Origin of the sequence: Haloechinothrix sp. LS1_15, assembly GCF_033042135.1 — a bacterium.
GTDB lineage: Bacteria > Actinomycetota > Actinomycetes > Mycobacteriales > Pseudonocardiaceae > Haloechinothrix.
The window spans coordinates 442653-467766 of the sequence record NZ_WBXM01000002.1 but is presented as its reverse complement, the minus strand read 5'-3'; the positions used below and the strand labels follow the sequence as shown (position 1 = coordinate 467766).

30 protein-coding genes are annotated in these 25114 nt (G+C 68.5%); 16 read left to right on the top strand and 14 right to left on the bottom strand.

Annotation, left to right across the window (positions count from 1 at the left end; genetic code table 11):
- Positions 1-181 precede the first annotated feature (181 nt).
- The 11 genes from F8178_RS05010 (at position 182) to F8178_RS04960 (ending at position 10611) form a co-directional block, all read left to right on the top strand.
- A complete protein-coding gene (locus tag F8178_RS05010) occupies positions 182-1450 on the top strand; it encodes a peptidoglycan DD-metalloendopeptidase family protein (RefSeq protein WP_317493442.1) in 1269 nt (422 codons plus the stop codon).
- Positions 1451-1535: 85 nt separating this feature from the next.
- Positions 1536-1943, top strand: coding sequence for a DUF6153 family protein (locus F8178_RS05005; RefSeq protein WP_317493441.1), 408 nt, complete (start codon positions 1536-1538; stop codon positions 1941-1943).
- Between the two features lie 62 nt (positions 1944-2005).
- Positions 2006-2554 carry a DUF305 domain-containing protein gene (locus tag F8178_RS05000; protein ID WP_317493440.1) on the top strand — a complete coding sequence of 183 codons (549 nt, stop codon included), beginning with the start codon at positions 2006-2008 and terminating at the stop codon, positions 2552-2554.
- Positions 2555-2675: 121 nt separating this feature from the next.
- Positions 2676-3569, top strand: coding sequence for a F510_1955 family glycosylhydrolase (locus tag F8178_RS04995; RefSeq protein WP_317493439.1), 894 nt, complete (start codon positions 2676-2678; stop codon positions 3567-3569).
- A 126-nt stretch (positions 3570-3695) separates the two neighbouring features.
- The gene (locus tag F8178_RS04990) at positions 3696-4328 is read left to right on the top strand and encodes a methyltransferase domain-containing protein (RefSeq protein ID WP_317493438.1); all 633 of its coding nucleotides are present in this window, start codon (positions 3696-3698) and stop codon (positions 4326-4328) included.
- Positions 4329-4532: 204 nt separating this feature from the next.
- Positions 4533-4958, top strand: a complete 426-nt coding sequence (locus tag F8178_RS04985; protein WP_317493437.1) for a hypothetical protein — start codon at positions 4533-4535, stop codon at positions 4956-4958.
- Between the two features lie 167 nt (positions 4959-5125).
- Complete coding sequence (locus F8178_RS04980; protein ID WP_317493436.1) at positions 5126-6643, top strand: FAD/NAD(P)-binding oxidoreductase; 1518 nt, start codon at positions 5126-5128, stop codon at positions 6641-6643.
- Entirely contained in the window at positions 6640-8013 is a 1374-nt protein-coding gene (locus F8178_RS04975) for an L-serine ammonia-lyase (protein WP_317493435.1), read from the top strand. Before F8178_RS04980 ends, F8178_RS04975 begins: the two co-directional genes overlap by 4 nt.
- Positions 8014-8116: 103 nt before the next feature.
- Positions 8117-8437 (top strand): hypothetical protein, encoded by a 321-nt coding sequence (locus F8178_RS04970; protein WP_317493434.1) that lies wholly within the window; start codon positions 8117-8119, stop codon positions 8435-8437.
- Positions 8437-10068, top strand: a complete 1632-nt coding sequence (locus tag F8178_RS04965) for an alpha/beta hydrolase (protein ID WP_317493433.1) — start codon at positions 8437-8439, stop codon at positions 10066-10068. The genes F8178_RS04970 and F8178_RS04965 overlap by 1 nt, the downstream gene beginning before the upstream one ends.
- Before the next feature lie 48 nt (positions 10069-10116).
- Positions 10117-10611 carry a hypothetical protein gene (locus F8178_RS04960; protein WP_317493432.1) on the top strand — a complete coding sequence of 165 codons (495 nt, stop codon included), beginning with the start codon at positions 10117-10119 and terminating at the stop codon, positions 10609-10611.
- Between the two features lie 25 nt (positions 10612-10636).
- Here F8178_RS04960 and F8178_RS04955 read toward each other — a convergent pair whose 3' ends face one another.
- Positions 10637-10843: a DUF397 domain-containing protein gene (locus F8178_RS04955; protein WP_317493431.1), complete on the bottom strand. Its 207-nt coding sequence runs from the start codon at positions 10841-10843 to the stop codon at positions 10637-10639.
- 19 nt (positions 10844-10862) lie between these two features.
- A complete protein-coding gene (locus tag F8178_RS04950; protein ID WP_317493430.1) occupies positions 10863-11726 on the bottom strand; it encodes a helix-turn-helix transcriptional regulator in 864 nt (287 codons plus the stop codon).
- A 169-nt stretch (positions 11727-11895) separates the two neighbouring features.
- On the opposite strand from F8178_RS04950, the gene F8178_RS04945 reads away from it, so the two are divergent.
- Entirely contained in the window at positions 11896-12237 is a 342-nt protein-coding gene (locus F8178_RS04945; protein WP_317493429.1) for a hypothetical protein, read from the top strand.
- Between the two features lie 161 nt (positions 12238-12398).
- Here F8178_RS04945 and F8178_RS04940 read toward each other — a convergent pair whose 3' ends face one another.
- A complete protein-coding gene (locus tag F8178_RS04940) occupies positions 12399-14009 on the bottom strand; it encodes a BCCT family transporter (RefSeq protein ID WP_317493428.1) in 1611 nt (536 codons plus the stop codon).
- A 302-nt stretch (positions 14010-14311) separates the two neighbouring features.
- On the opposite strand from F8178_RS04940, the gene F8178_RS04935 reads away from it, so the two are divergent.
- From F8178_RS04935 to bcp, 3 genes are all read left to right on the top strand, one after another.
- Positions 14312-14494, top strand: a complete 183-nt coding sequence (locus F8178_RS04935; protein ID WP_317493427.1) for a hypothetical protein — start codon at positions 14312-14314, stop codon at positions 14492-14494.
- 190 nt (positions 14495-14684) lie between these two features.
- The gene (locus F8178_RS04930) at positions 14685-15242 is read left to right on the top strand and encodes a hypothetical protein (protein WP_317493426.1); all 558 of its coding nucleotides are present in this window, start codon (positions 14685-14687) and stop codon (positions 15240-15242) included.
- Between the two features lie 84 nt (positions 15243-15326).
- Entirely contained in the window at positions 15327-15806 is a 480-nt protein-coding gene (gene bcp / locus F8178_RS04925; protein ID WP_317493425.1) for a thioredoxin-dependent thiol peroxidase, read from the top strand.
- Between the two features lie 88 nt (positions 15807-15894).
- On the opposite strand, the gene rdgB is transcribed toward bcp, so the two are convergent.
- The 11 genes from rdgB to clpS form a co-directional block, all read right to left on the bottom strand.
- Entirely contained in the window at positions 15895-16500 is a 606-nt protein-coding gene (gene rdgB / locus F8178_RS04920) for an RdgB/HAM1 family non-canonical purine NTP pyrophosphatase (protein ID WP_317493424.1), read from the bottom strand.
- Positions 16497-17285 carry a ribonuclease PH gene (rph, locus tag F8178_RS04915; RefSeq protein ID WP_317493423.1) on the bottom strand — a complete coding sequence of 263 codons (789 nt, stop codon included), beginning with the start codon at positions 17283-17285 and terminating at the stop codon, positions 16497-16499. Before rph ends, rdgB begins: the two co-directional genes overlap by 4 nt.
- Positions 17286-17352: 67 nt before the next feature.
- Positions 17353-18123: an MBL fold metallo-hydrolase gene (locus F8178_RS04910; RefSeq protein ID WP_317493422.1), complete on the bottom strand. Its 771-nt coding sequence runs from the start codon at positions 18121-18123 to the stop codon at positions 17353-17355.
- A gap of 116 nt (positions 18124-18239) precedes the next feature.
- Entirely contained in the window at positions 18240-19106 is an 867-nt protein-coding gene (murI, locus tag F8178_RS04905) for a glutamate racemase (protein WP_396344971.1), read from the bottom strand.
- A gap of 22 nt (positions 19107-19128) precedes the next feature.
- The gene (locus F8178_RS04900) at positions 19129-19752 is read right to left on the bottom strand and encodes a rhomboid family intramembrane serine protease (protein ID WP_317493421.1); all 624 of its coding nucleotides are present in this window, start codon (positions 19750-19752) and stop codon (positions 19129-19131) included.
- Positions 19753-19821: 69 nt separating this feature from the next.
- Positions 19822-20772 carry a cysteine synthase gene (locus tag F8178_RS04895; protein WP_317493420.1) on the bottom strand — a complete coding sequence of 317 codons (951 nt, stop codon included), beginning with the start codon at positions 20770-20772 and terminating at the stop codon, positions 19822-19824.
- Between the two features lie 3 nt (positions 20773-20775).
- A complete protein-coding gene (locus tag F8178_RS04890) occupies positions 20776-21054 on the bottom strand; it encodes a MoaD/ThiS family protein (RefSeq protein ID WP_317493419.1) in 279 nt (92 codons plus the stop codon).
- A 116-nt stretch (positions 21055-21170) separates the two neighbouring features.
- Positions 21171-21611, bottom strand: a complete 441-nt coding sequence (locus F8178_RS04885; protein WP_317493418.1) for a M67 family metallopeptidase — start codon at positions 21609-21611, stop codon at positions 21171-21173.
- Between the two features lie 103 nt (positions 21612-21714).
- Positions 21715-22764, bottom strand: a complete 1050-nt coding sequence (locus F8178_RS04880) for a P1 family peptidase (protein ID WP_317493417.1) — start codon at positions 22762-22764, stop codon at positions 21715-21717.
- Between the two features lie 62 nt (positions 22765-22826).
- Positions 22827-23384, bottom strand: a complete 558-nt coding sequence (locus F8178_RS04875) for a DUF2017 domain-containing protein (RefSeq protein ID WP_317493416.1) — start codon at positions 23382-23384, stop codon at positions 22827-22829.
- A gap of 7 nt (positions 23385-23391) precedes the next feature.
- Complete coding sequence (clpS, locus tag F8178_RS04870) at positions 23392-23691, bottom strand: ATP-dependent Clp protease adapter ClpS (protein ID WP_317493415.1); 300 nt, start codon at positions 23689-23691, stop codon at positions 23392-23394.
- A 114-nt stretch (positions 23692-23805) separates the two neighbouring features.
- On the opposite strand from clpS, the gene F8178_RS04865 reads away from it, so the two are divergent.
- On the top strand, positions 23806-25095 hold the full coding sequence (locus tag F8178_RS04865) for a nicotinate phosphoribosyltransferase (protein ID WP_317493414.1): 1290 nt from the start codon (positions 23806-23808) through the stop codon (positions 25093-25095).
- Positions 25096-25114: the final 19 nt, after the last annotated feature.

Below are 25114 nucleotides of genomic sequence, written 5' to 3'. Positions count from 1 at the left end.
CACCAGTACGCACACCGCCCATCCCTTGAACGGGTGGTGTTACGCCTGTGCTCGTTGAGCTCAATGTGACGGATGTTTATGCTTTGGCATGAATCACGCTCCCGGGAGCGGTCGCCCGCGCTGCCGGGGCGAGCGTGTCGTCACGGCACGCCAGGGAGCGTCGAGACAGGAGTCGACAGGCATGCGCCACGAACGGACCGCCCCTGTCCGCGCGGTCACCGCGGCGGCGATCGCCGTACTGGCGGTCGCGGTGATGCCGAGCCCTGTATCGGCCACGCCTCCCCCGAACCCCGGCGACGAGGAGATCGATTCCAGCCGCGCCGAGGTGCGCGAGGCGGCAGAGCGGGTCGGCAGCCTGACCAACGAGGTCGCCTCGGCTCGCGCCGAGCTCACCGAAGCCCAGATGGAACTGTCGGCCACCTACGACGAGGCCAGCCAAGCCCGCGAGGCCGAACGCGCCGCCAACGCCACCGCAGAGGAAGCCGAGAACAAGCTGGTGGGTGCGCGCGCCGCGGCCGAGGCGGCCGACGAGGAGTTCCAGGCCGCCCGCGAGCAGCTCGACGAGTTCGCGGCGGCGAGCTTCCGGCAGGGAAGCACGGTGGGTTCAGTCAGCGCCTACCTCGGCTCTGGCAGCCGTGAGGAGCTGCTCGCCAGGGAGCAGCTCCTCGGCGCGGCGGGCGGTTCGCGGCTGGACGCGCAGGAAACAGTACGCGAGGCTCGCCTGGCCAAGGGCAACAGCGAGGCCGAGGCGCGGGCCGCCATGGAGGAGGCCGAGCGTGCCAGGAAGGAGGCCGAACGCGCCGCCGAGCAGGCCATGCGGACCTATCAGCGTGCCCTGTCGGCTGAGCAGGAGGCCGAGGAGCGGACGGAGATGTTGCTGTCCCGGCACGAGGAGCTCAAGGAGGAACACGCGCAGGCGCAGCGCGAGCTCGACGAGCTACGGGGCCAGCGGCAGCGACACGAGGAGTGGCAGGCCGAGCGCGAGCAGCAAGCCTCCCAGCAGCAGGCTGCTCAAGGGAGCCAGGGCAGCCAGAACAGCGGCCCATCGGCGGGTGCCACGAATCCCGGCGGCGTCGTCGCCCCGACGACCGGCCGGATCACCTCCACCTTCGGCCCGCGTGGCGGCAGCATCCACTACGGGCTCGACATCGCCAACATCATCGGTACGCCCATCGTGTCCGCCATGGACGGCACGGTGATCAGCTCCGGCCCGGCACGCGGTTTCGGGCTGTGGGTCCGGGTACGGCACGACAACGGCACCATCACGGTGTACGGGCACAACGACCGCAACCTGGTGCACGTCGGCCAGCGCGTGCGTGCGGGGCAGCAGATCGCCACCGTCGGTAACCGTGGCCAGTCCACCGGACCACATCTGCACTTCGAGGTGCACGTCAACGGAACCCCGATCGACCCGCTGGTCTGGCTGCGTGGGCACGGCGTTCGGATTTGAACGGGGCCGGGGTTGCCGTCGAGCCGTTCACGTCCCACGGCAATGCGGTGATCGCGCGTGCGCTGGTCCGCGCTACCGTCGTCGCATGGGCGTTCCCGCAGCGAGGACGGTCGTTCGGTGGGCACTGCTGCTCGCCGTCATCGCCGGTGTGCTGGGTATGCATCACCTGGTGCCGGGCGGGGACGCCGCGCATCACGGGCAGCCCGCAGCCGCCGCGGTCGACGCCGCCGAGCATCACGGCGCGAACGCCGCAGGACAGCTTCCGGCAGGCGGTGGGTTCGACCTGCACGACGTGCTGCACCTGTGCCTCGCGATCCTGGGCATCGGTGCTGGTATCGGCGCGGTACTGGTACTGTTTCGGCGCCTGCTGAGTATCCCCGGTCACGGTCCGCCGGTATCGCCATGCACGCCAGCCATCACAGCGCCGGAGCGTCCACCGCCGCGGCGCACAGGCCGGGACATCCTCCACCGCCACTGTGTGATCCGAGTGTAGTCAGACCGCACTGACCAGCGCTTTCGACGACACACCGGACACCACAGAACGGAGGATTTGCCATGCGCACGACCACCCGTACCGGGCTCACCCTCGCCGGGCTGCTTGCGGGGGCACTGCTGGCGGGTTGCGCGGCGGACGCCGAGTTCAACCAGGCCGACGTCGCCTTCGCCAAGGAGATGATCCCCCACCACGAGCAAGCGGTGGTCATGGCCGAGCTGGTTGCCGAACGCACCGATAACCGGGACCTGCGCGAACTGGCAGCCGATGTCGAGGCTGCGCAGGATCCGGAGATCGAGGCGATGACGGCGATGCTCGACGAGTGGGGCGAGCCCGCGCCGGAGCCCCACGACGCCGCTGACCATGCCGCTCACGACATGCCCGGCATGATGTCCGAAGAGCAGATGGCGAACCTGGCTGACGCCAGGGGCGCGGAGTTCGATCGCCTCTGGATGGAGATGATGATCGAGCACCACGAGGGTGCGATCGAGATGGCCGAGACCCAGCTGGAGGACGGGATCAACACCGAGGCGAGCGAGCTGGCCGAGGACATCATCGAGGTGCAGGAAGCCGAGATCGACCTGATGCGGGACATGCTCGACCGACAATGAGGTCCCGGCCCGGGGTGTGCAAGCAGGCACCCGCCGAGACACCCCGGGCCGCCCGGATTTACACTAAGCCGATTAGTAGATCGGATCTGTATCGATGCGCGGCAGGATGAGGAGCGTGGCTGTGCGCACCCGACACCAGCGACCCCATACCAGACATGCGCCACTGGCGTTGGCGGCCACCGGAATACTGGCGCTTGCCGCCTGCGAGGCAGGCAACGGCGAAGCCGACGATCCCGTAGCGGGGGAGGCGGATCAGCCCGGCATGGAGCACATCCACGGTTTGGGCATCAACCCGGCCGATGACGAGCTCTACGTGGCCACCCACTTCGGGCTGTTCCGGGCACCGGACGACGGACAGCCGGAGCGGATCGGGGGGCACCTCCACGACTTCATGGGCTTCAACATCCTCGGGCCGGACCACTTCGTAGCCAGCGGCCATCCCGCGCAGGGCGATGCGGAGCATCCTGCCAACCTGGGTCTGATCGAGACCACGGACGCGGGCGAGACCTGGGAGCCCGTCTCGCTGTACGGGGAGGCGGATTTCCACGCCCTCGAAGCGCGCCACGACCGCGTGTACGGCTTCGACGTGGTATCCGGCGAGTTCCTGGTCAGCGAGGATCGCGAAACCTGGGACGCGCGCGGCGACACCGCGATGGCCGATATCGCGGTCTCTCCCGACGACCCGGACGTCCTCGTCGCCACCACGGAGGATGGTCTCCAGCTGAGTAACGACGGCGGGCACGAGTTCGACGCCCTCGACGATGCCCCAATGCTGGCCTTTGTGGATTGGCCGGAGACCGACCGGCTCGTGGGTGTCGGCGTCGAAGGTGCGGTGCACACCAGCTCCGACGGCGGGCACAGCTGGTCAGAAGGCGAATCGGTGGACGGCCAGCCTGCCGCGCTGACCACACACGACCGGGACGGGACCGCAGAGGTCTACGTCGCCACCCACGACGCCATCCACTACTCGGACGACAACGGCGAGAGCTTCAGCGTGCTACACGACCTGCACTGACCGAGTGACCACGCGGCTGGCCACTCAGGGGAATCTCAGGGTGGTTCCCCATAGTGTGGCGACGACAGGCGTTGTTGACTGGCCAGAACGCACGCTGCTGTCCGCGACGAGGAAAGGAAGCGAGTCATGGCGACCTCGCGAAACCGCACCGAGCGCTGGCACCGCTACTGGGACAAACACGCCCGCACCTACGACCGGGAGATGAAGGTCGCCGACCGACTCCTGTTCGGGGATTCCCGCCCCTGGGCCTGCTCGCGGGCCGTCGGCAAGACGTTGGAGGTCGCGGTCGGCACCGGCCTCAACTTCCCGTCCTACCCCGAGGAGATTGACCTCACCGGGGTTGACCTCAGCGAGGAGATGCTGGCCATCGCACGCAAGCGCGCCGACGAGCTCGGGCGGGACGTCGAGCTGCGGCAGGCGAACGCGCACGAGCTGCCGTTCGACGACGCCAGCTTCGACACCGTGGTCTGCACGCTTGGCCTGTGCACCATCCCCGACCCGGAGACCGCCATCGCCGAGATGTACCGGGTGACCCGGCCGGGCGGGCGGCTGATCCTGGTCGACCACATCGAGGGCGGCGCCTGGCCGGTGCGACTGATCCAGCGCGGGATCGAGCTGGTGTCGGTGCCGCTCGGCGGGGAGCACTTCCTGCGCAGACCGCTGCGCCTTGCCCGCGCTGCGGGCTACACGATCGATACCAGGGAACGATTCAAGCTCGGCATCGTGGAACGCCTGGTGGCGGCCAAACCGCAGGAGTAACCCACACCGGCAGCCAGACACCGTCGCCCTCTCAGTGGGTACGGCACAGTCTCCCGATACCGGCTTTGCTAACTGTCCACCGGGTCACGCCAGCGACATGAGTGGAACGGGTGCCGGACGGATTCGAGGTCGACCAGCTGGCGAGCCTCGCCGAGGCGGAGCCGCTGGCCTACCTGCTGGACTTCGGCACCGAGGGCAACGGGCGTGGCAACCGGCAACCCCGATACCGAAGGCCGGGGCCCGTTCAGCAACGCCATCGCCGCCCTCTCCGGCCAACCCTCGTTGCGACAACTCAGCGACTACTCGGACGAGTGCACCAATCCCACCGACGGCGGGCCCGAGGGCCGCTACGAAGTCGGACGCGGCTACTGGCTCGACGACTTACCGAACGAGAAGAACCGCGAGTACCTCGACACCCTCTACACACACTGGGAAGCCAACAACTACCGCATCCGCAGCGACAACCGTCGTCCCAGTGATGAAGGCACCTCGATCTACGTCGAACACAACGAAGACGCCTTCCGCATGTCCATCCGCACCAGCGACGAAGGCGACCTCTCCCTCGGCGCAGACTCCCCCTGCATCTGGCCCGAGGGCACCCTACCCGACGACACCGAACCCGGCTTCTAATCCACGTGTCGGCTCGCACAGGCGCGGCAGATGACGGTGGCGACGTCGAAGGCTTGACAGCGAACCGCGAAGGCCGCACATTGGGTTTGTGTGTTGCGTATCACGATACGAGTTGCGCATATAGCAACACCCCTGCCTCCCGAGAACGACATGACGACGGAGACGCCATGATCGCTGACTTCCGCCTGCCCTACGGTGGCCTGATCGATCGCACCGTTGCCGTGCCGTTCACGTTCAACGGTCGGCGGCTTCTCGGGTACCGGGGTGACACGCTCGCCTCCGCCCTGCTCGCCAACGGTGTGCACCGGGTCGCGACGAGTATCATCTACGGGCGGCCGCGCGGCATCACGACAGCCGGCGCCGACGAACCCAGCGCGCTGGTCCGGGTCGAGCAGCCGTTCGCGGAGCCGGGCCTGCCGGCTCCCGCTGTCGAGCTCTGCGACGGTCTCGTGGCTCGCGGCCTGAACGGGAGTGGGCGGCATCCCGAGCCGGCCGACCCGGCGCGCGGCGGCACCGAGCATCTGCACGGCGACGTGCTGGTGCTCGGTGCCGGTCCCGCAGGCCTGGTGGCCGCACTGACGGCCGCGCGCTCGGGTGCCCGCGTGGTGCTGGTCGACGATCAGCCGCGGGCGGGCGGATCGCTGCTCGGCTCCGAAGAGTTCTTCGACTGCGGGGCAGCCCTGCGGTGGGTCGACGAGGTCGCCGCGGAGCTCGAGGGGTGTCCGCATGTGCGGGTGCTGCACCGCGCCACGGTGTTCGACGCCAACGAGGACGGCGTCGTGCTCGCCGTGCAGCGCCTCACCGAGTCCCCCGAGGCCGGGGCTCCGGGGGTCGGTGCACGTCACCGGGTCTGGCGTATCCACGCCGCTCAGACCGTCGTCGCCACCGGAGCGCGCGAAAGGCCGCTGGCGTTTCCCGACAATGACCGCCCCGGCATCATGCTCGCCGGCGCCGCTCGAACCTACCTGCACCGCTACGCCGTCCGCCCAGGGGACCGCGCGTTGGTACTGACCACCAACGACAGCGCCTACACCCCCGCGATCGAGCTGACCGAATCCGGTGTGGACGTGGTGACTGTGCTCGACACGCGCACCACACCGCCCCCACACCTCGCGGCGGAATGCGCCGCCCGAGGAATCAAGGTGTGGGCGGGATCGGCCGTGTCAGGAACCGAAGGAACCGAGCGGCTCACCGATGTGCACGTCACCTGCACCGGTGCGGGGCCCGTTGGCGGCTCCTGGACCGTGCCCTGCGACACCCTGCTGGTCTCCGGGGGTTGGAACCCCGCGCTGCACCTGTTCAGCAAGGCAGGCGGTTCGCTACGGTACGCGCCGGGTATCGGCGCCGACGTGCCCGGCGACGCACCGCCCAACCTCCAGGTGGCGGGCTCGGCCACCGGGGCGCTCGACTTCTCCGACTGTGTCACTCAGGGACGCGCGGCGGGACGGTCGGCGACCGTCGCCGCCGGATTCACCCCAGCAGGCGCGGTGCCGCTTCCCTACTCCGACGCGCGCCCAGAGGAGACACCCCCGGCGGTGATGTGGATGATCGCGGACGAGCAGGCGGGAGGTCGTTCCGTCGCCGGGGCCGGTAAGTACCGGCCGGATACCCGTTTTGTCGACTTGCGGCGCGACGCCACTGTCAGCGACGTGCTCCGCGCCGCCGGGGGCGATGGTTCGTCATGAGCCTAAGTGTCTTCGAACTCTTCCGCATCGGTATCGGCCCGTCCAGCTCGCACACCGTAGGGCCGATGCGCGCCGCACGATCCTATGTGCACGGGTTGCGGGACGGCGGCCTGCTGGAGACGGTCACCTCGGTACGGGTCGAGTTGTTCGGCTCGCTGGGAGCGACCGGCCACGGCCACGGCAGCGTCCCCGCTGTGGTACTCGGGCTGGCAGGCTACGCCCCGGACGATGTGGAACCGACCACCGCGCGGCCGACGGTCGACGCCGTCGCCGCGACCGAGACGATCACGCTAGCCGGAGGGCACACCATCCGTTTCGCGATGGACACCGACGTCGTCTTGCACCGCCGCAAGCGACTGGGGTTCCACAGCAACGGGATGCTGTTCCACGGTTTCGATGCCATCGGCGACCCGGTGTCCGTGCGCACGTACTACTCGATCGGCGGCGGGTTCGTCATCGACGAGGATACCGCCGGGGCGAAGCAGATCGTCGAGGATTCCACCCCGGTGCCCTACCCCTTCACCACCGCAGACGAACTGCTCACTCACACCCGGCACACGAGGCGCACGATCAGCTCGCTGATGCTCGACAACGAGCGCGCCCGCTACAGCGCGGACGAGGTGGTCGCGGGCTTGCTGGCGATCTGGTCGGTCATGCGCGAATGCGTGCACCGGGGATCGAGCACGACCGGCGTGCTCCCAGGCGGCCTCCGGGTCCGGCGTCGGGCGGCGGAGCTGCGCAAGCAGCTCGAGAACACGGAAGGCACCGGAGATCCCCTACAGGCCATGGAGTGGGTCACCATGGCCGCCCTCGCGGTCAACGAGGAGAACGCCGCGGGCGGCCGGGTCGTCACCGCCCCGACGAATGGGGCGGCAGGCATCATTCCGGCGGTACTGCACTACTACTGGCAGTTCGTGCCGCACGCCACTGAGGACGGGGTGGTGCGGTTCCTCCTCACGGCGGGTGCGATCGGAATGCTGATCAAGCACAACGCCTCGATCTCCGGCGCCGAAGTCGGCTGCCAGGGCGAGGTCGGCTCGGCCTGCTCGATGGCCGCCGGCGGGCTGGCCGAAGTCCTCGGCGGCACCCCGGAGCAGGTGGAGAACGCCGCCGAGATCGGGCTGGAGCACAACCTCGGGCTCACCTGCGATCCCGTGGGCGGTCTTGTGCAGATCCCGTGCATCGAACGCAACGCCATCGCCGCCATCAAGGCCATCACGGCGGCCAGGATGGCGCTACGCGGCGACGGCACGCACACCGTCAGCCTGGACAAAGCGATCAAGACGATGCGGGACACGGGTGCCGACATGAAGGTCAAGTACAAGGAGACCGCACGCGGCGGCCTCGCGCTCAACGTCGTCGAATGCTGAGCCCGGAAGGGCAGCCAACGGGCGGAGCATCCGGCGGACGTGCCGTGGCCCCCTACCTTTGCTAACCTTCCTCGAGGTCACGTCAGCGACGTGAGGGGGACGTGTGCCGGACGGATTCGAGGTCGACCAGTTGGTGAGCCTCGCCGAGGCAGGCGAGCGGTTCGTGGAGATCGCCGACGCGGCGGCAGGGGCACACGCCGAGTTCACCGGCGCTGTCCAGCGCCACGACGGCGCCAACAGCGGGTTCGCCACCACCGGCAGGCTCGCCACCCTGGCAGGCATGTGGGGATACCAGCTCGACGACCTGTCCAAGCGCGCCGCGACCACCGGTGGCTTGCTACAGGAGAGCTACGGCTCCTACGAGGAGATGGAAGTCGCGGTCATCGACTCGCTCGACCGCATCGGCAGCGGCGGCGGTGCGTGATGGTGTCGTTCCAGGATCTGCGGGACGCCGACCCGAGCGCCTACGACGACATCGCCGACCAGTGGGCGCGCCTGGCCAGCGAGCTCGATGGGACAGCGCTGGACATCAAGCAGGCCACCGGCGGGCTGGACGGCTGGTCCGGTGACGCCGCCGAGATGGCCAGGGAGCACATCGATGGCGTCCGCGCGGGCTACGACACCGCGGCCGAGTATATCGACCGTATCCCCCGGGTGCTGCGAACACTGTCGGACGCGATCACCGACGCGCAGCGGCGTGTCAACGACGCGATCGCCACGGCGGAGGCGCACCGCATCGTCCACGTCGACCGTGAGACCGGCGAGGTCAGCACACCTCCTGGCCACGCACCCGGTGACTTCCGCAGCGACGAGCAGGTCGCGGCGGACCGGGCACTGGCCGAGGAACTCGACGAGGCCATCGCGGCCGCCGTCGCCGACGCCACCGAGGCCGATCAGGTGGCTTCCCGGCAGCTGGGTGACCTGATGCCCGAGGACGCCGGGTTGGGTCTGCGGGCAGTCGGCTCCGGCAGCGTCGTCACCCCGAGCCGGCTGCCCCAGGACGACTGGTCACCGGCGCGGGTGAGGCAGTGGTGGGACGAGCTGACCCCGATGCAGCAGGAATCCGCGATCTACACCCACGGCGACCGGATCGGGAGCGTGGACGGCATCCCGGTCGAAGCGCGGGACCGCGCCAACCGCATCCGGTTCGCCGACGAGTTCGCCGACGTCAACGCCCGCCGCGACGCGCTGATCACCCTCGGCGACGACCGCACGCTGGCCGAGGACAACGAGCTGCGGCAGCTCAACGATGTCCACAACGGGCTGGAGGCGATCCACGACCGTCTCGGACGGGAGCCGTCCGAGACGGAGCCGCAGGCCTACCTGCTGGACTTCGCCACCGAGGGCAACGGGCGCGGCATCGTGGCCACCGGCAACCCCGACACCGCCGACAACACGGTGACCAACGTGCCGGGGACAGGGTCGGGGCTGGAGTCGATGAGCAACGAGCTCGGCAAAGCGGACAGGATTCTGGAGACAGCAGGACGTGAGGCGCCCGGAGCCGAGACCGCTGCCGTGACGTGGATCGGCTACGACGCGCCACAAGACCTGGCCGAGGCCACCGGTGGCTCGTACGCCGACGAGGCAGGCGCCGATCTGGCAGGCTTCCAGGACGGGCTCAAGGCCACCCACGAGGGCGGCGGCGGGCTCAACACCGTAATCGGGCACAGCTACGGCTCGACAGTGATCGGCCACACCGCCCGCGATCACGAACTGCACGCGGACAACATGGTGTTCCTCGGCAGCCCGGGCGTCGGCGTCGATCACGCCAGCGAACTCGGCATCGACCCCGGCAACGTCTACGCCAGCACCGCCGAGAACGACATCATCCGGGCTGGTGCCTACGTCTCGCACGGTTGGGGGACGTCACCGGTCGACGAGGACTTCGGTGCGGTGGAGTTCGAGGCGGATCCCGGCACCGAAGGCTGGGGCCCGTTCAACCACTCAACCGCAGCCCACTCCGAATACTGGGACCGTCAGAACGAGTCCCTGGAGAACATGGGACGGATCGTGACCGGCAAAGACAACACCACACTGACCACCCCCACGGAATAGCCCACACCCATGCCGACACCGCCCAGCCGCACGGCACACGCAGCCAGAATGCCGACCGGTCTCAGCCTCGCGCTGGCTGTACTGCTCATGCTGTCCGCCTGCACCGGAGATCCCGCCATGGAACCCACCATCACCGAAGAGCAAGCCCGCGACCGCGCCGAACAACACCTCCACGACGCCATCGCCGCCCTACCCGACCAACCGTCGTTGCGGCAACTCAGTGACTACTCGGACGCGTGCACAGACCCGACCGACGGCGGCCCTCAAGGCCGCTACCAGGTAGGTATGACCTACTGGCTGGACGACCTGCCGAAGGAGAAGAACCGGGAGTACCTCGACGTGCTCTATGCCCATTGGGAAGCCAACAACTACCGCATCCGCGGTGACCGCCGCGATCGCGGCTCGATCTATGTCGAACACAACGACGATGCGTTCCGCATGTCCATCCGCACCAGCGATGAAGGCGACCTGTCGCTCGGCGCCTCCTCCCCCTGCATCTGGCCGGAGGGCACCCCACCCGACGATACCGAACCCGGCTTCTGACACCCCGAATCGCGCCGCGGTGGCGTCAGGTGTCGACGCGGCCTGCCACCACCGCGCTGTGGAAAGCGCGCCAAGCCGAGGGGGGAACGGTCAAGGTGCCACCGGCACGGTCCTTCGAGTCGCGCACGGCGGTGCCGCCGGGCAGCAACGCGAGCTCGACGCAGTTGCCGCCTCCGTTATTCGTACGGCTGCTGCGACGCCACCGTGCCTGGGCCAGCTCCGGCGTGGACATCGGGCACTTCCTTCGACGGTCATGGGGCCGGCTCCGCGAGAATCTCCCGGATCCGGCCCGCCGAGGCCTCCGGGTCGAGGGCGCTGTCACGCACCCCTTCGAATTGTCGAGTATACGCCTCGACCTCGTCCGGCTCCTCCAGGTAGGTGCCCTTGAGCAGGTTCTCCACGTAGACCACATCGGTGTAGTGCTCCTCGGCGAAGGACAGCATCTCGAACGACGTGCCCATCGCCGGGTAGGCACCGACGCCCAGCGGCAGCACGCGCACCGTGATGTGCTGTTGCGCGGCCCGGTCGAGCAGGGTTTCCAGCTGCGCGCGCATCACCGTCGGCCCGCCGACCTGTTGCCGTAACGCGGCCTCGCCGATCACCGCGTCGATGTGCAGCGGGTTCTCGTCGGTGAGCCGAGCCTGCCGGGTGGTGCGAGCCTCGGCACGTTGCCGCACCGTTAGCTCCGACGGTCGCGGGATCCATGCCCGCGCCAACTCCATCGCGTAGCGTTCGGTCTGCAGCAGACCGGGGATCAGGTCCGGCTTGAACGTGCGTAGCAGCGTGGCCTCGGACTCCAGCTCCACGAAGTCCTGCGCGGCCGAGACCAGCGCGTCCTCGTCGTAGTCCTGCCACCAGCCGGGGTCCGAGGCGCTCAGCGCGGCGCGGAACACTCGGTCCCGCTCGGCCTCGTCGATCTCGTAGACGATAGCCAGCGCGAGCACGTCCACGCCGGGGATCGGCTGCTGAGCGTTCTCGACCTTGCTCAGCTTCGACGGCGACCAGCGCACCAGCTTGGCGGCCTGGGTTCCGGTGAGATTCAGCTGCTCCCGCCAGCGCCGCAGTTCCCTGGCCACCCGCCGGAGCCGTACGCCAGGGCGGAAGTCCTCGCTCATCCGTATGCCTCGCTCCCGCTCGCAACCATTCGTTGCACAGCTTATTCGTAGGGGTGACAGTTCGCATTCATCCATTAGTGTTGCTGAGAAATATTTCTTCGCACAACGGTTGCGCCGTCTAGCGAGTTGCGGTGGAATCCGTGCCATGCACTCAACCGAGGAGGAACCCATGACTCACTCACCGGAGCCGGATCCGCTGCGGGTCCTGATCGTGTCCGAGCGACCCGAGCTACCGCCGACCCTGCATGTCGGCTCGCTCGCCGTCCGCGAGCTCGATAGCGACCGCATCGCCGCCGCGCGGGCCGCTGAAGTGCTCCGCGCGGTGACCCTGCGGCTGTTCGCCTGGGAGGACGAGTTGCGTCGCGCGTGCTCGGCCCTCGACGAGGCAACAACGTCCTCCGAACGCGCGAAGACCGCCCGCGCGCACCTGGCGAGCGCACTCACCCTGACCGACGACCTCTGCGGCGAGGTGAACGACGCACGCGACGCCCTGGACTTCCACTGGCCCTAGCGGAGCGTCACCCGGTGTAGGCGCTGAACGTCACGTTCGGCTCCCTCTATGGCCTGAACGGCGCGTTCATTCCACACCTCACCATCGGCCCTTGGGGAGCTGAACGTCACGTTCGTTCCGTCTACGGCGCCGAACGTCACGTTCAGCGCCCCGGCTCGTGATCACTCTCGTCGTGCTGCCTGGGGCTCCTCGTCCTCGGGCTCGTCCCCGGCGAGGGTGTCCACTTCGGAGACCGTGATGCGGACATCGGATCGCAACGCGCGCAGTAGCGACCAGATCATCAGAAAGCCGAACACAAAGAACGGCAGCCCCACGACGATCATCACCTGTTCGAGCGCGGCCAGCCCGTCCGCCCCGGTGGCGGCCAACAGGGTTGCGGCGACGGCGCCGACGATCAGTCCCCAGAAGACCCGCTGGCGGGTGGGAGAGACCTCGTCCGAACGTCCCGAGCACAGCAGGTCCAGCACCAGCGATGCGGAATCCTTCGACGTGGTCAAGAAGATCACCACGATCAGGATGCCCACCGCCGACAGGAAGGTGGTCAACGGGAAGTGCTCGAACATCGCGAACATCGCGCCCGGTGGGTCGCCCTGCTCGACCACAGCCTCGATGATCCCGCCGCCGCGCTCCAGCTCCACGTCGATGGCCGACAGACCGAAGATGCTGAACCAGATGACGCTGAACGCCGCAGGCATCCCCAGCACGCCCAGCACGAACTCCTTGATGCTGCGACCCTTGGAGATGCGGGCGATGAAGATGCCGATGAACGGCGACCAGGTGATGGTCCACGCCCAGTAGAAGACGGTCCAGCTCCCCTGCCAGCCCCACTCGGGCTCTGCGAAGGTGTCGTTCCAGAACGCCAGGTTCACGATCGAACTCAGGTAATTCCCGGTGGACTCGATCACCCCGCGCGTCAGGTACAGCGTCGAGCCCGCCACCAGCACGAAGATGAGCAGACCGACGGCCATCAGGATATTCAGGTTGGACAGGCGCTTGATGCCCTTGTGCAGCCCGAACCCGATGGAGACCAGCGCGAACCCGGTGATGACCGCGATGATCGCCACCTGGCTGGTGGCGTTCTCCGGGAGCCCGAACAGCGACGCCAAGCCGCTGTTGATTTGCATGGTGCCCAGGCCTATCGACACACCAACACCGAAGATGGTGCCCACCACCGCTGTGACGTCGATGATCTTGCCGATTGGCCCGTTGATGCGGTCGCCGAGCAGCGGCTGGAAGATCGAGCTCACCCGGAACGGCAACCTGCGCCGGTAAGCGAAGTAGGCGAATGCGAGCGCGGGCAGGCAGAAGATCGTCCAGGTGTGCAGCGCGAAGTGGTACAGGGTGAAGTTCAGTGCCTGCGTGGCTGCCTCCGCGCTCTCCGGCGCGACATCACCCATCGGTGGGTTCGCGAAGTGGCTGATCGGTTCCGCCACGCCCCAGAACATCAGGATCGTCCCGATACCGGCCGCGAACAGCATCGCGAACCAGGCGAGGTTACTGAACTCCGGGCGGTCGCTCCGAGCGCCGAGCCGCACGTGCCCGTACCGGCTCAGCGCTATCCATAGCAGGAAGACCAGGAACGCCGTCACGCCGAGGATGTAGAACCAACCCAGGTTCTCCAGTATCCAGCCGGAGACCACCGCGAACACCGCATCGACCTCGGCGGTGAAGGCGATGGACAACACAACGAAGAGAACGGCCAGACCGGCCGAAACGAAGAAGATAACCGGATCGGTTCGCAACCCCCAACGCTGCTGGAGTCTGTCCACCATGGGCGTCTCTCCCTCCCAGTGAAATCGTGCCGCGGTACGCCACCGCCGACCCCCGTGACTCATCGTCCCGGCGTTCGTGATCGCGCGTGATCGCAGAAAAGTAGTACCAGGGCGGCACGGGCGTCAACGTTCATGACAGAAAGATTCGTATGCACACCCGGGTGCACGTGCACCGGATCGTGGGGTAAGGTTATGAATCACCGGTCGACCCCAGGGCCGGTTACCGCCCCCGGCGCCTCTCCCCCTCGCGCCGGGGGCGCTCTTACTTCCGTGATATGCGGACGATGTCGAGAGGTGACGCCATGCGCACGGCCAACCCGCTGCGCCTGATCGCCGGTCTGGCCGACTGGTTCGAGATGCGCGGCGTGTACGTGCCGGGTAAGGACACCGCGCAGGTGCAGCCGTGGCGCGAGTTCGGATGGCTCTTCATCGTCTGGGTACTCGCCGTCGTCCTGTTCATCCTGCTGTTCGCGCTGGCGACCTGAACCCGCCACCTTGTCACAGCGCGTTACCGCTGATCACGTTTCGGATACGGTGCGGCACCGGCTCGGCGTCGACTGCGCTGCCTACCGCGCGTAGACGCGCCCGAACCGGCAAGCTCGACCGTGGCGGCACTGTCGCCGCCTCAACGATTTTCCATCGAACACCACCGCCTCCGAGCCGGAGTCTCGGTCGATGGCGGCAGACTCCTGGGAGAGGTCCGTGCCCGTGATCCGCGCCTGCCTGTGGGCCATCGGCCTGAGCTGTGTCGTGCTGCTTGGGTTACCCGGGTGTGGCCAGCAGGCCTCGGACGGCTCCCCCGGCCATGATCACGAGAGGATCTCAGGCGAGCGAGCGGGCTCCGCAGGGATCGAGTACGGCCAGCGCGCGGAGTTCGACAACGACGTCACCGTCCACGTCTCGACCCCGCAGCCGTTCGTTCCCAGCGACTCCGCCTTCCCCGACAGCGACGCCGCGCTCGCCTTCGAGATCTCGGTGCGCAACGAGGGCGACACCCCGTACCGGCTGTCGCAGCTCGCCGTCAGTGCCTCCGCGGACGGCGCGCCGCTGCGGGAACTTGTCGACCCCAAACACGGCTACGCAGGCATCCCCGCGGCCGACCGGGATGTCACCGCGGGTAGGAGTGCCCGGTTCACGCTCGCCTTCGTCGCCCCGGACGAGGCGGGCACCGCCACCTTGTCGGTGCAGACCACCCCCGAACTTCCCGCTACCCACTACAGCAGCTCGCGCTAGGCCGGGGGTGCGCCGAAGGGGTCCTCGGGTACCGCATATGTACCGAAGGAGGCCTTCGGCTCACCCACCGGCTACCCTCGGGGCGTGACTGATCAACAACAGCTTTCCGTAGGGGACAAGGCACCCGATTTCACGCTGCCGGACAGCACCGGGACGCCGGTGTCGCTGTCGGACTACCGTGGCGGTCCCGTGATCGTGTACTTCTATCCGCGCGCGGCGACACCGGGGTGCACCACCCAGGCGTGCGACTTCCGCGACAACCTCTCCCTGCTGAATGCCGCCGGGTACCAGGTACTGGGCATCTCGCCGGATCCGCAGGACAAGCTGGCCTCATTCGCCGAGGCCGAGGGGCTGACCTTCCCGTTGCTGTCCGATCCGGACACCGAAGTGATGACCCTTTGGGGCGCCTACGGGGAGAAGACCAGCTACGGCAAGGTAACCCGAGGGGTAATCCGCTCGACCGTAGTGGTCGACTCCGACGGCACCGTCGCCGTCGCCCGCTACAACGTCAAGGCCACCGGTCACGTGGTGCGGCTCCTCACCGAGCTCGACATCCACGGGTAGGTACGAAGCTGAACGTGGCGTTGGCGCCGTAGAAGGCGCTGAACGTCACGTTCAGCGCCCACCCCACCCGGGCACGGGCGCGCCTGCGTCAGTCGCCGAGCGTGGTGAGGTAGGGAACCAGCGCGCGCAGCGCCCGGCCACGGTGGGAGATGCTGTCCTTCTCCGCCGGGTCGAGCTCCGCCGAGGTCCTGGTCTCGCCGGACGGCACGAAGATCGGGTCGTAGCCGAATCCGTGGCTGCCGCGAGGTTCCCTGGTCAGCGAGCCCTCCCAGCGGCCAACGACGACGTCCTCCTTGCCGCCGGGCCGCACCAGAGCGGCCGCGCACACGAACGCCGCACCGCGCCGCTCGTCCGGGACGTCGCCGAGCTGCTCGAGTACCAGCCGCAGGTTCGCGTCGTCGTCACCGTGCCGCCCCGCCCAACGGGCCGACAGCACCCCCGGCATGCCGTTCAGCGCGTCGACGGTCAACCCGGAATCGTCGGCCACGGCGGGAAGCCCTGTAGCCCTCACGGCGTCACGCGCCTTGATCAGCGCGTTGCCCTCGAACGTAGCCGCCGACTCCACCGGCTCCTCGAAGGGCGGTACGTCGGCAAGGCCGACGACCTCCAGCCGTTCGATCCCCGCCGCGTCGAGGATCCGTCGCAACTCGTCCAGCTTCTTGGTGTTGCGGGTCGCCAGCAGCACACGGTTCATTTCGAGCTCTTGGACTTCTTGCCGTTCTTGCCCTGCGACCGCTCCGGCAACTCACCCGGGTAGGGTTGCTCAAGCGCCTCGGTCTGCATGCGACTCAACTCGGCGCAGCCGGCGAGCGCGCTGTCCAGCATCTGGTCCAGAGTGGAGCGGGTGAACGTCGCACCCTCCGCCGTTCCCTGCACCTCGATCAGGGTCCCGGTGTCGGTGGCGACCACATTCATATCGACCTCTGCCCGGGCGTCCTCCTCGTACGGCAGGTCCAAGCGCACCCGGCCGTCTACCACCCCGACGCTGACCGCCGAGATCGCCGCCGACAGCGGCTTCGGGTCGGCCAAGCTGCCCGCGGCGTCGAGCCAGGTGATGGCATCGGCCAGCGCGACGTACGCGCCGGTGATCGCGGCGGTGCGGGTGCCACCGTCGGCCTGGATCACGTCACAGTCGATAACGATGGTGTTCTCGCCGAGCGCGGCCAGGTCGATACAGGCGCGCAGTGACCGTCCGATCAACCTGCTGATCTCGTGCGTGCGGCCGCCGACCTTGCCCTTGATCGACTCGCGGTCGCTACGGCTGGTGGTCGCCGACGGCAGCATGGCGTACTCGGCGGTGACCCAGCCGAGCCCTGAGCCGGTGCGCCAGCGCGGCACGCCCTCGGTGACGCTGGCGGCGCACAACACACGGGTGTGCCCGAACTCGATGAGAACCGAACCGGCGGGCCACTTCTGGTACCCGCGCGTGATCGTGATGTCGCGAAGCTGGTCGTCTTCTCGCCCGTCTGCTCGTGCCACGTGGGAAGCCTATCGGCGAGCCCCGCGCCGGTAACGGCGGGGCCGAACACGCACCGTCGCCGGGTACTCAGAACTCGTACACCGCGCCCTGCTCGACCAGCTCGACGTCGCCGGTGTAGGCGGTCCGCGCCTCCGCGTAGATCTTCGCCCGGTCGGTCCACGGTGCGATGTGGGTGAGCATGAGCCTGCGCACGCCTGCGCGGGCCGCCAGCTCCCCGGCGGCCGCACCCGAGAGATGGACCCCCACCGGGCGGTCGTCCGACTCCGTCCAGGTGGCCTCGGCCAGCAACACATCAGCCGACGCGGCGAGCTGATCCAGTTCGGGACAGACGTCGGTGTCGCCGGTATAGGCGAAGGTGAGGTCCCGGTAGGCGATACGCACGCCGAACGCCGGTGTCGGGTGCAGCACCGGAAATGCCGTGACCTCGAACGGCCCGATCCGGGTAGGCTCGCGCGGCATCGCGTGGAACTCGAACACGTCGGCGAGATCGGTCTCGGCGCGCTCTCGCTCGTTCGGCGCGTACAGGTTGGCCAGCCGTACCGCCGTGTCGTCCGGCCCGTACACCGGCAGCCTGCCCGGTTTGCCGTCCGTCGGCCGCTGCGGGTGGTAACGATGCAGCACCGTGAGCGCCGCGACGTCGGCGCAGTGGTCGGGATGCAAGTGCGAGAGCAGCAACGCGTCCAGCGCGAACGGACCGCGCATCGCCTGTAATGCCGATAGCGTCCCGTTACCCAGTTCGAGCCCGAGCGTGTAGCCGTCCGCCTCGACGAGGTAACCCGAGGCGTTGGTGTTCGGGCCAGGGATGCTTCCCGCGCAGCCGAGGATCGTCAATCGCACGGTGCCTACCCTGCCACGTCACGGATCCGAGGAGAATGATGCACTGCGCCACACCACACTACTCGGGTGATTCGTCACATCGGCGAGACAGCCCGGACTCCTCGCTCACGGTCAACCTACGTCGTCGGCGCCGCCCGGTCGGCGACCGCGACCGGTTCCCGACACCGGACCTGCTCAGCGGCGAGCCCGCCGAGGAATCGCTGGGCCACCGACGTGAAGGTGCCTGCGTCGCCGGTGGTGAGGAACTCGTGCTCGCTCATGGCCACCGCGCGGCTCGGCTCAGCCAACAACTCCTGTTGGGTGAGCACGCGCACGACGTCCTTGGCGGTCTCCTCAGCGCTGGAGACCAGCGTCACCCGCTGCCCCAGCACGATCTGCAACACCCCCGTGAGCAGTGGGTAGTGCGTACAGCCCAGCACGAGGGTGTCCACATCGGCACGCAGCAACGGGTCGAGGTAGCCCTGCGCCAGCCCCAGCACCTGCCGCCCCGTCGTGATCCCTCGTTCGACGAAGTCGACGAACCGCGGGCAGGCCACGCTGGTGACCGTGATCCCACGCGCCGCGGCGAACGCGTCGTCGTAGGCGCGCGAGCGCACGGTGCCCTCGGTGCCGATCACACCGACCCGGCCGGTGTGGGTCACCGCCACAGCGCGGCGCACCGCAGGCAGCACCACCTCGATGACGGGGACGTCGTAACGCTCCCGCGCATCCCGCAGGCAGGCAGCCGACGCCGTGTTGCACGCGATCACCAGTGCCTTCACGCCGCTGGCCACGAGTTCGTCGAGCCCGGCAAGCGCCAGCTCGCGAGCGCGCGCGATCGGCAGCGACCCGTACGGCGCGTGGGCGGTGTCGCCCAGGTAGCGGATCCGCTCGCCGGGCAGCTGGTCGAGCACGGCGCGTGCGACCGTCAGCCCACCGACGCCGGAGTCGAAGATCCCGATCGGCGAGGTCACTGCGGACGTTCGCGGCGTAGCGGCTGGCACAGGAAGCACGTTACCGCGCGGGCTACCAGGTCCATCGTCGTGCCCGAGCCGGTTCCGGCACGGTCCGCGAGACCAGCCACGCGGCGATCACGCCGGAAACCGCGCCGAACAGGTGACCCTGCCATGACACACCCTGGTAGAGCGGCAGCACGCCCCAGAGCATGCTGCCGTAGAGGAAGAACAGGATGCCTGCGACGACGAGCTGCCCACCGCTGCGGTTGAAGAACCCGCGTACCAGCAGGAACGCCAGCCAGCCGAACGCAAGCCCGGACGCACCGATGGTCACCGTGTGCGGCGGCGCAACCAGCCACACACCCAGACCGGACAGCAGCCAGATCAGCGCGGTGATCGCCGCCCACTGGGCGATCCCGCCCGCCATGGCCAGGAAGGCGAACACCACGACCGGCACGGTGTTGGACACCAGGTGGTCCCAGCCGCTGTGCAGCAGCGGCGCCCACAACACCCCGTCCAGCCCCGACCAGTCCCTGCTGTAGATCCCGCCCTCGCGTACCAGGCTGGCTGGCAGGATCTGGTCGATCACCCAGACCAGGTACAGTGCCGCGGCGAAACCCATCGAGGTCAGCAGCGCCGTGCCGGGCCGCGCGGGCAGCGCTCGCTTCGCCGAGTTCTCTGGCAGGCCGCTCATACCGTCCAGGCTACGTGTTCCTCATACCCTCGCCCCGAGCGACGGTGCTCCACACCTCGCGTGCCGGGCTCACGCCCAGAGCTGACCGTCGAGCCGTTCGGCTGCCTCGTCGAGCGATCCGCTGTAGGCGCCGGTGGACAGGTATTTCCACCCGGCGTCGGCCACGACGAAGGCCACATCGGCCGATTCCCCCCGGGCCTGCGCTCGCTGGGCAACGGCCAACGCCGCGTGCAGCACGGCACCGGTGGAGATCCCGGCGAATATCCCCTCCAGCTCCAGCAACTCGCGAGTGCGGCGCAACGCGTCGTAGGCACCGACCGAGAAACGACCGGTCAGCACGTCCGGATCGTAGAGCTCGGGGACGAACCCCTCGTCGAGGTTGCGCAGACCGTACACCAGCTCGCCGTACCGCGGCTCGGCAGCCACCACCTGCACGCCCGGCTTGTGCTCATGCAGGTACCGGCCGACACCGACCAGGGTTCCGGTGGTGCCGAGCCCGGCGACGAAGTGCGTGACCTCCGGAAGGTCCTTCAGCAGCTCGGGACCGGTCCCGGTGTAGTGCGCATCCACGTTGGCCTGGTTGCCGTACTGGTAGAGCAGCACCCAGTCCGGGTTGCTCTCGGCCAGCTCCTTGGCCCTGCGCACCGCCTCGTTGGAGCCGCCAGCCGCGGGAGAGTCCACGATGCGAGCACCGTAGGCCTGCAGCAGTTGTTTCCGCTCCGTCGAGGTGTTCTCGGGCATGACGCACACCAGGCCGTAGCCCTTCACCTTTGCGGCCATGGCCAGCGAGATCCCGGTATTTCCCGAGGTCGGTTCCAGGATCGTGGAGCCCTGCCGCAGCGTGCCGTCCCGCTCGGCGGCTTCGATCATGGCCAGCGCGGTACGGTCCTTGATCGAACCCGTCGGGTTGCGGTCCTCGAGTTTGGCCCACAGCCGCACATCGCGCGCGGGCGACAGTCGCGGCAACCCCACCAGCGGGGTGTCGCCCAGCGCGTCGAGGAGCGACTCGAAGCGGCCCATGGCTTACCGCGCACCTCCCGCGACGGCAGGCAGGATCGTCACGGTGTCGCCGTCCGACACCTCGGCGTCCAAGCCGCCGACGAACCGGACATCCTCGTCGTTGACGTACACGTTGACGAACCGGTGCAGCTTGGAGTCCTTGACCAGCCGTTCCTTCAGGCCGCTGTGGCGCGATTCGATGTCGTCGATGACCTCGAGCACGGTGTTGCCCGACGCCTCGACCGACTTCTCGCCGCCGGTGTGGCTACGCAGGATCGTCGGGATGGACACGGTTACTGCCATGTGTTACCTCCGCTGCTTGTGGGCTCAGCCAGGCCAGGGGACTGGCACTGGTCCTGCTTGACTGGACGCTGCCCGCCCCGTGGCTATTCCCAGCGCCTCAATGGTGGTGAACGCCGTCACGTCAGCTGTTCAGCTTCGGCAGGCGCCGACGGTTCGACCACCTCGACGTCTTCCTCGGTGACCTCCCCGTCCACGATGCGATACGAGCGGAACTCGTATGTGTCCGGGTCCCTCGTCGATACCAGCACGTAGTGTGCTTCGGGTTCGGAGGCATAGGCGATGTCGGTCCGCGAGGGGTACGCCTCGGTCGCCGTGTGTGAATGGTAGATCACCACGGGTACCTCCCCGCGCGCGTCCATCTCCCGGTACAGCTTCAACAGGTCGGTCGAATCGAACTCGTAGAACGTCGGCGAACGCGCGGCGTTGACCATCGGGATGAACCGCTCGGGCACGTCCGAGCCTTCCTTCCCGGCGATCACACCGCACGCCTCGTCGGGGTGATCCCGGCGAGCGTGCTCGACGATCGCGTCGACGAGGTCTCTGCGGATCTTCAGCACCCTGCCATCCTAAAGGTTGGGCATGGCCGGTCCGCATCATGAGAAGGCACACGCGGATCCGGTCTACCCGCCCCATCCATCGCCACAGCCACCCATGATGCACCTATCGCTCGGGCGGGAAAGCCTCCGGCCAGACGTCCCGGTAGGCGGGCACTACCGCGTGGCCCTCAGCAGCCAGCACGCCGCGCACGATCGCGCGGGAGAAGGTGGTGGCGGCTTCGGCGCAGAGCCGGTCGAACGCACCAGCCCGCGCGGGTAGACCGATCGGGGTGTCGGCGTCCGGGAGTTCCCGGTGGCCGGTACTCAGCGCGAACACCGTGTCGCCGTCGAACATCGAGTGCGCGGGCCGTACCGCCCTGGCGATACCGTCCTGTGCGGCCATGGCCAGCCGCTGGCATTCCGCCTTGCGCAACGCGGCGTCGGTGGCGACCACCCCGACGATGGTGTTCAGCGACGCCTGTCCCGCGGCGCCGTCGCGCGCCGGGCGGCCGGGCCAGCTCGATACGCCGAACTCGCCAACCAGCTCGGCATCGGCCGCCCACGGTGTTCCGGTGGCGCGATCCACCGACTCCCCCCGTGCGTTGACCACGGCGAGCGCGCCGAGGGTGACCGGTTCGGCGTCCTCCGCGGGTGGCAGCACGGCGCTCGCGGTGCCGACGCCACCCTTGAGCGAGCCGGTCACCGCTCCAGCCCCGGCGCCGACGCTGCCCTGCCGCACCGGCCCCGTCCCGGCGTCGTGGCAGGCGCGGTAGCCGAACTCGGCGTCGGGGTGGTTACCCCACTCGCCGCTCGGTAGGTCGAAGATCACGGCTGCGGGCACGATCGGCACCACCTCGTGCGGGTGGGATCCGACGGCGAAGCCGTACTGGTGTTCGCCGAGCCAGCGCATCACCCCATCGGCGGCCGCTAGCCCGTAGGCGCTGCCGCCGGACAGGCAGATTCCGTGCACCCGCTGCACCAGGTTCTGGGGGGCGAGCAGGTCGGTCTCCCTTGTGCCAGGGGCGCCGCCGCGGCCGTCGACCCCGCAGACGGCGCCGTGTGGTGTGAGCACCACTGTTGTCCCTGTCGCCCAGCCAGCGCCGATCCGCTCGTGGTGCCCGACGGTGACGCCGTCGACGTCGGTGATCCCGTTGGTCGCTCCCGGAGTTGCCATAGTGGTGCCCCAGCCTAGCCCCGCAGGAGGTGCCACGCCGTGTCCAGGGCGCGGAGGCGCGCTCAGCCGCTGACGGCCTGCACGAGGCCTTCCTGGACGTAAGTGAGCCAGTGGTAGACGCCGAAGTGCGAAGCCTGCGGGTGGTCCTCGGTCACTTCATCGGAGGTTTCCTCGCCGATGTCGAGCACCGTTCCCAGCGCGAGCCGGACATCGTTGAGCGCCGACAGCCACGCGTCCGCCTGCTCCAGGTCGAGGTCGACCTCACCGCCGCCCGCGGGAAGGGTGTCGAGCACCACCTCGGCGACCCCGAGCTTCTCCTCGATCAGCTGCGGCTCGTGCAGCGAGCGCAGTGCGGCAGCCGAGTTCTGATCCTCCTCCGAGGGCTGGTCCGGATGGAGCCGATGAAAGTCCGGGAGCAGCCGGGACAGCACCGGGTCCTCCGGCGCCTCAGTCGGGCCCGCGCGCATGCCGGTCAGCTCGGCGAGCTCGTCCTGCGGGGCCTCGTCGGCACGCGCACTGAGCAGATCCTCCAGGTGCCGCACCAGCCCGCGCAGTACCGCCGCTTCCTGCTGGGCGAAGGTCGCGGTCACGCGGTCGCCCTGACGATGCCAATCCCTCACGGCTGTCTCACGGCGCCTTCTGCATCGTCGCCCAGAGCCCGGCGGCGTGCAGCCGCGCGACGTCGCCTTCCACCTTCTCCTTCGACCCCCAGGACACCACGGCGCTGCCCTTGTGGTGCACGTCGAGCATCAGTTTCGTGGCGTGGTCCCGACTGTAGCCGAAGAGCTTCTGGAACACGTACGTCACGTACGACATCAAGTTCACCGGGTCGTTCCACACGATCGTCTGCCACGGTGTGTCCTCGGCTCCGAGTTCAGCACCGATCGGCTCGACCTGTGTCTGTTCGGCCTCGAGGGGCGTGGTCATATCCCCATGGTGGCACGGTTGGCCGGGGGCGCAACGCTCGCGTCCGCCTTCCGTGGCCATGGCCGCGCCTGCAATGGGTCCCACGGAGCGTGCCCGGTCGAGTACCGTGGCCACATGATCGATCCACCGCAGAGTACCGCGATGCTGACCGATCACTACGAGCTGACCATGCTGGCCAGCGCCTTGCACGACGGTAGCGCCGATCGCGACTGTGTGTTCGAGGTCTTCGCGCGGAGCCTGCCAGAAGGACGACGGTTCGGCGTCGTGGCAGGGACCGAGCGCGTGCTCGAGGCCATCACCCGCTTCCGGTTCACCGAGGCCGAGCTCGACCCGCTCGCCGCGGCGGGGGTCGTCGACCACCACACCCTCGACTGGCTGGCCGACTACACCTTCAACGGTGACATCGACGGCTACCCGGAGGGTGAGCTCTACTTTCCCGGCTCGCCGGTCTTCACCGTGCGCGCGCCGTTCGCCCACGCGGTGGTACTGGAGACGCTGGTGCTGTCCATCCTCAACCACGATTGCGCCGTGGCTTCCGCCGCCGCACGGATGACCTCGGCCGCGGGGAGCAGGCCACTGATCGAGATGGGCGGCCGCCGCACCCACGAACACGCCGCGGTGTCCGCCGCTCGCGCTGCCTACCTCGCCGGATTCGCCGCGACATCCAACCTCGAGGCGGGCAGGCGCTACGAGATACCCACTCGCGGCACCGTCGCACACGCCTTCATGATGCTGCACGATTCCGAAGAGGACGCGTTCCGCGCTCAGGTCGCCGCGCTGGGAACCGACACCACCCTGCTGGTCGACACCTACGACATCACAAGCGGCATCGACACCGCCATCCGGGTCACCGGTCCGGAGCTCGGCGCGATCCGCATCGACTCGGGCGACGTGGGGGTATTGGCCAGGCAGGCTCGCGAGCAGCTGGACGCGCTCGGCGCCAGGGACACCCGCATTATCGTCTCCGGCGATCTGGACGAGCACGCCATCGCCGGGTTGCGCGCCGAGCCGGTGGACGCTTTCGGCGTGGGCACCTCGGTGGTCACCGGTTCCGGGGCGCCCACCGCGAACCTCGTCTACAAGCTCGTGGAGGTCAACGGCCACCCGGTCACCAAACGCAGCGAGCACAAGGAGTCCAGGGGTGGCAGGAAGTCGGCCTTGCGGCGGTTCAAGCGCACCGGAACCGCGCTGGAAGAGGTAGTGCATCCTGTGACACGACCACCGGATACGGGCCCGCACGACGCGGAAGTTCCGGTCTCCCTCATGCGAGGTGGCCAGCCCGTCGACGACCTACCTACCCTGGAGGACAGCAGAAACCGTCTTCGCCGCGGCCTGGTGAGCCTTCCTTGGGAGGGGCTGAAGCTCTCCAAGGGGGAACCAGCCGTGGCTACGGTGTTCGGCTGACAGGCATCCCATAAGACCG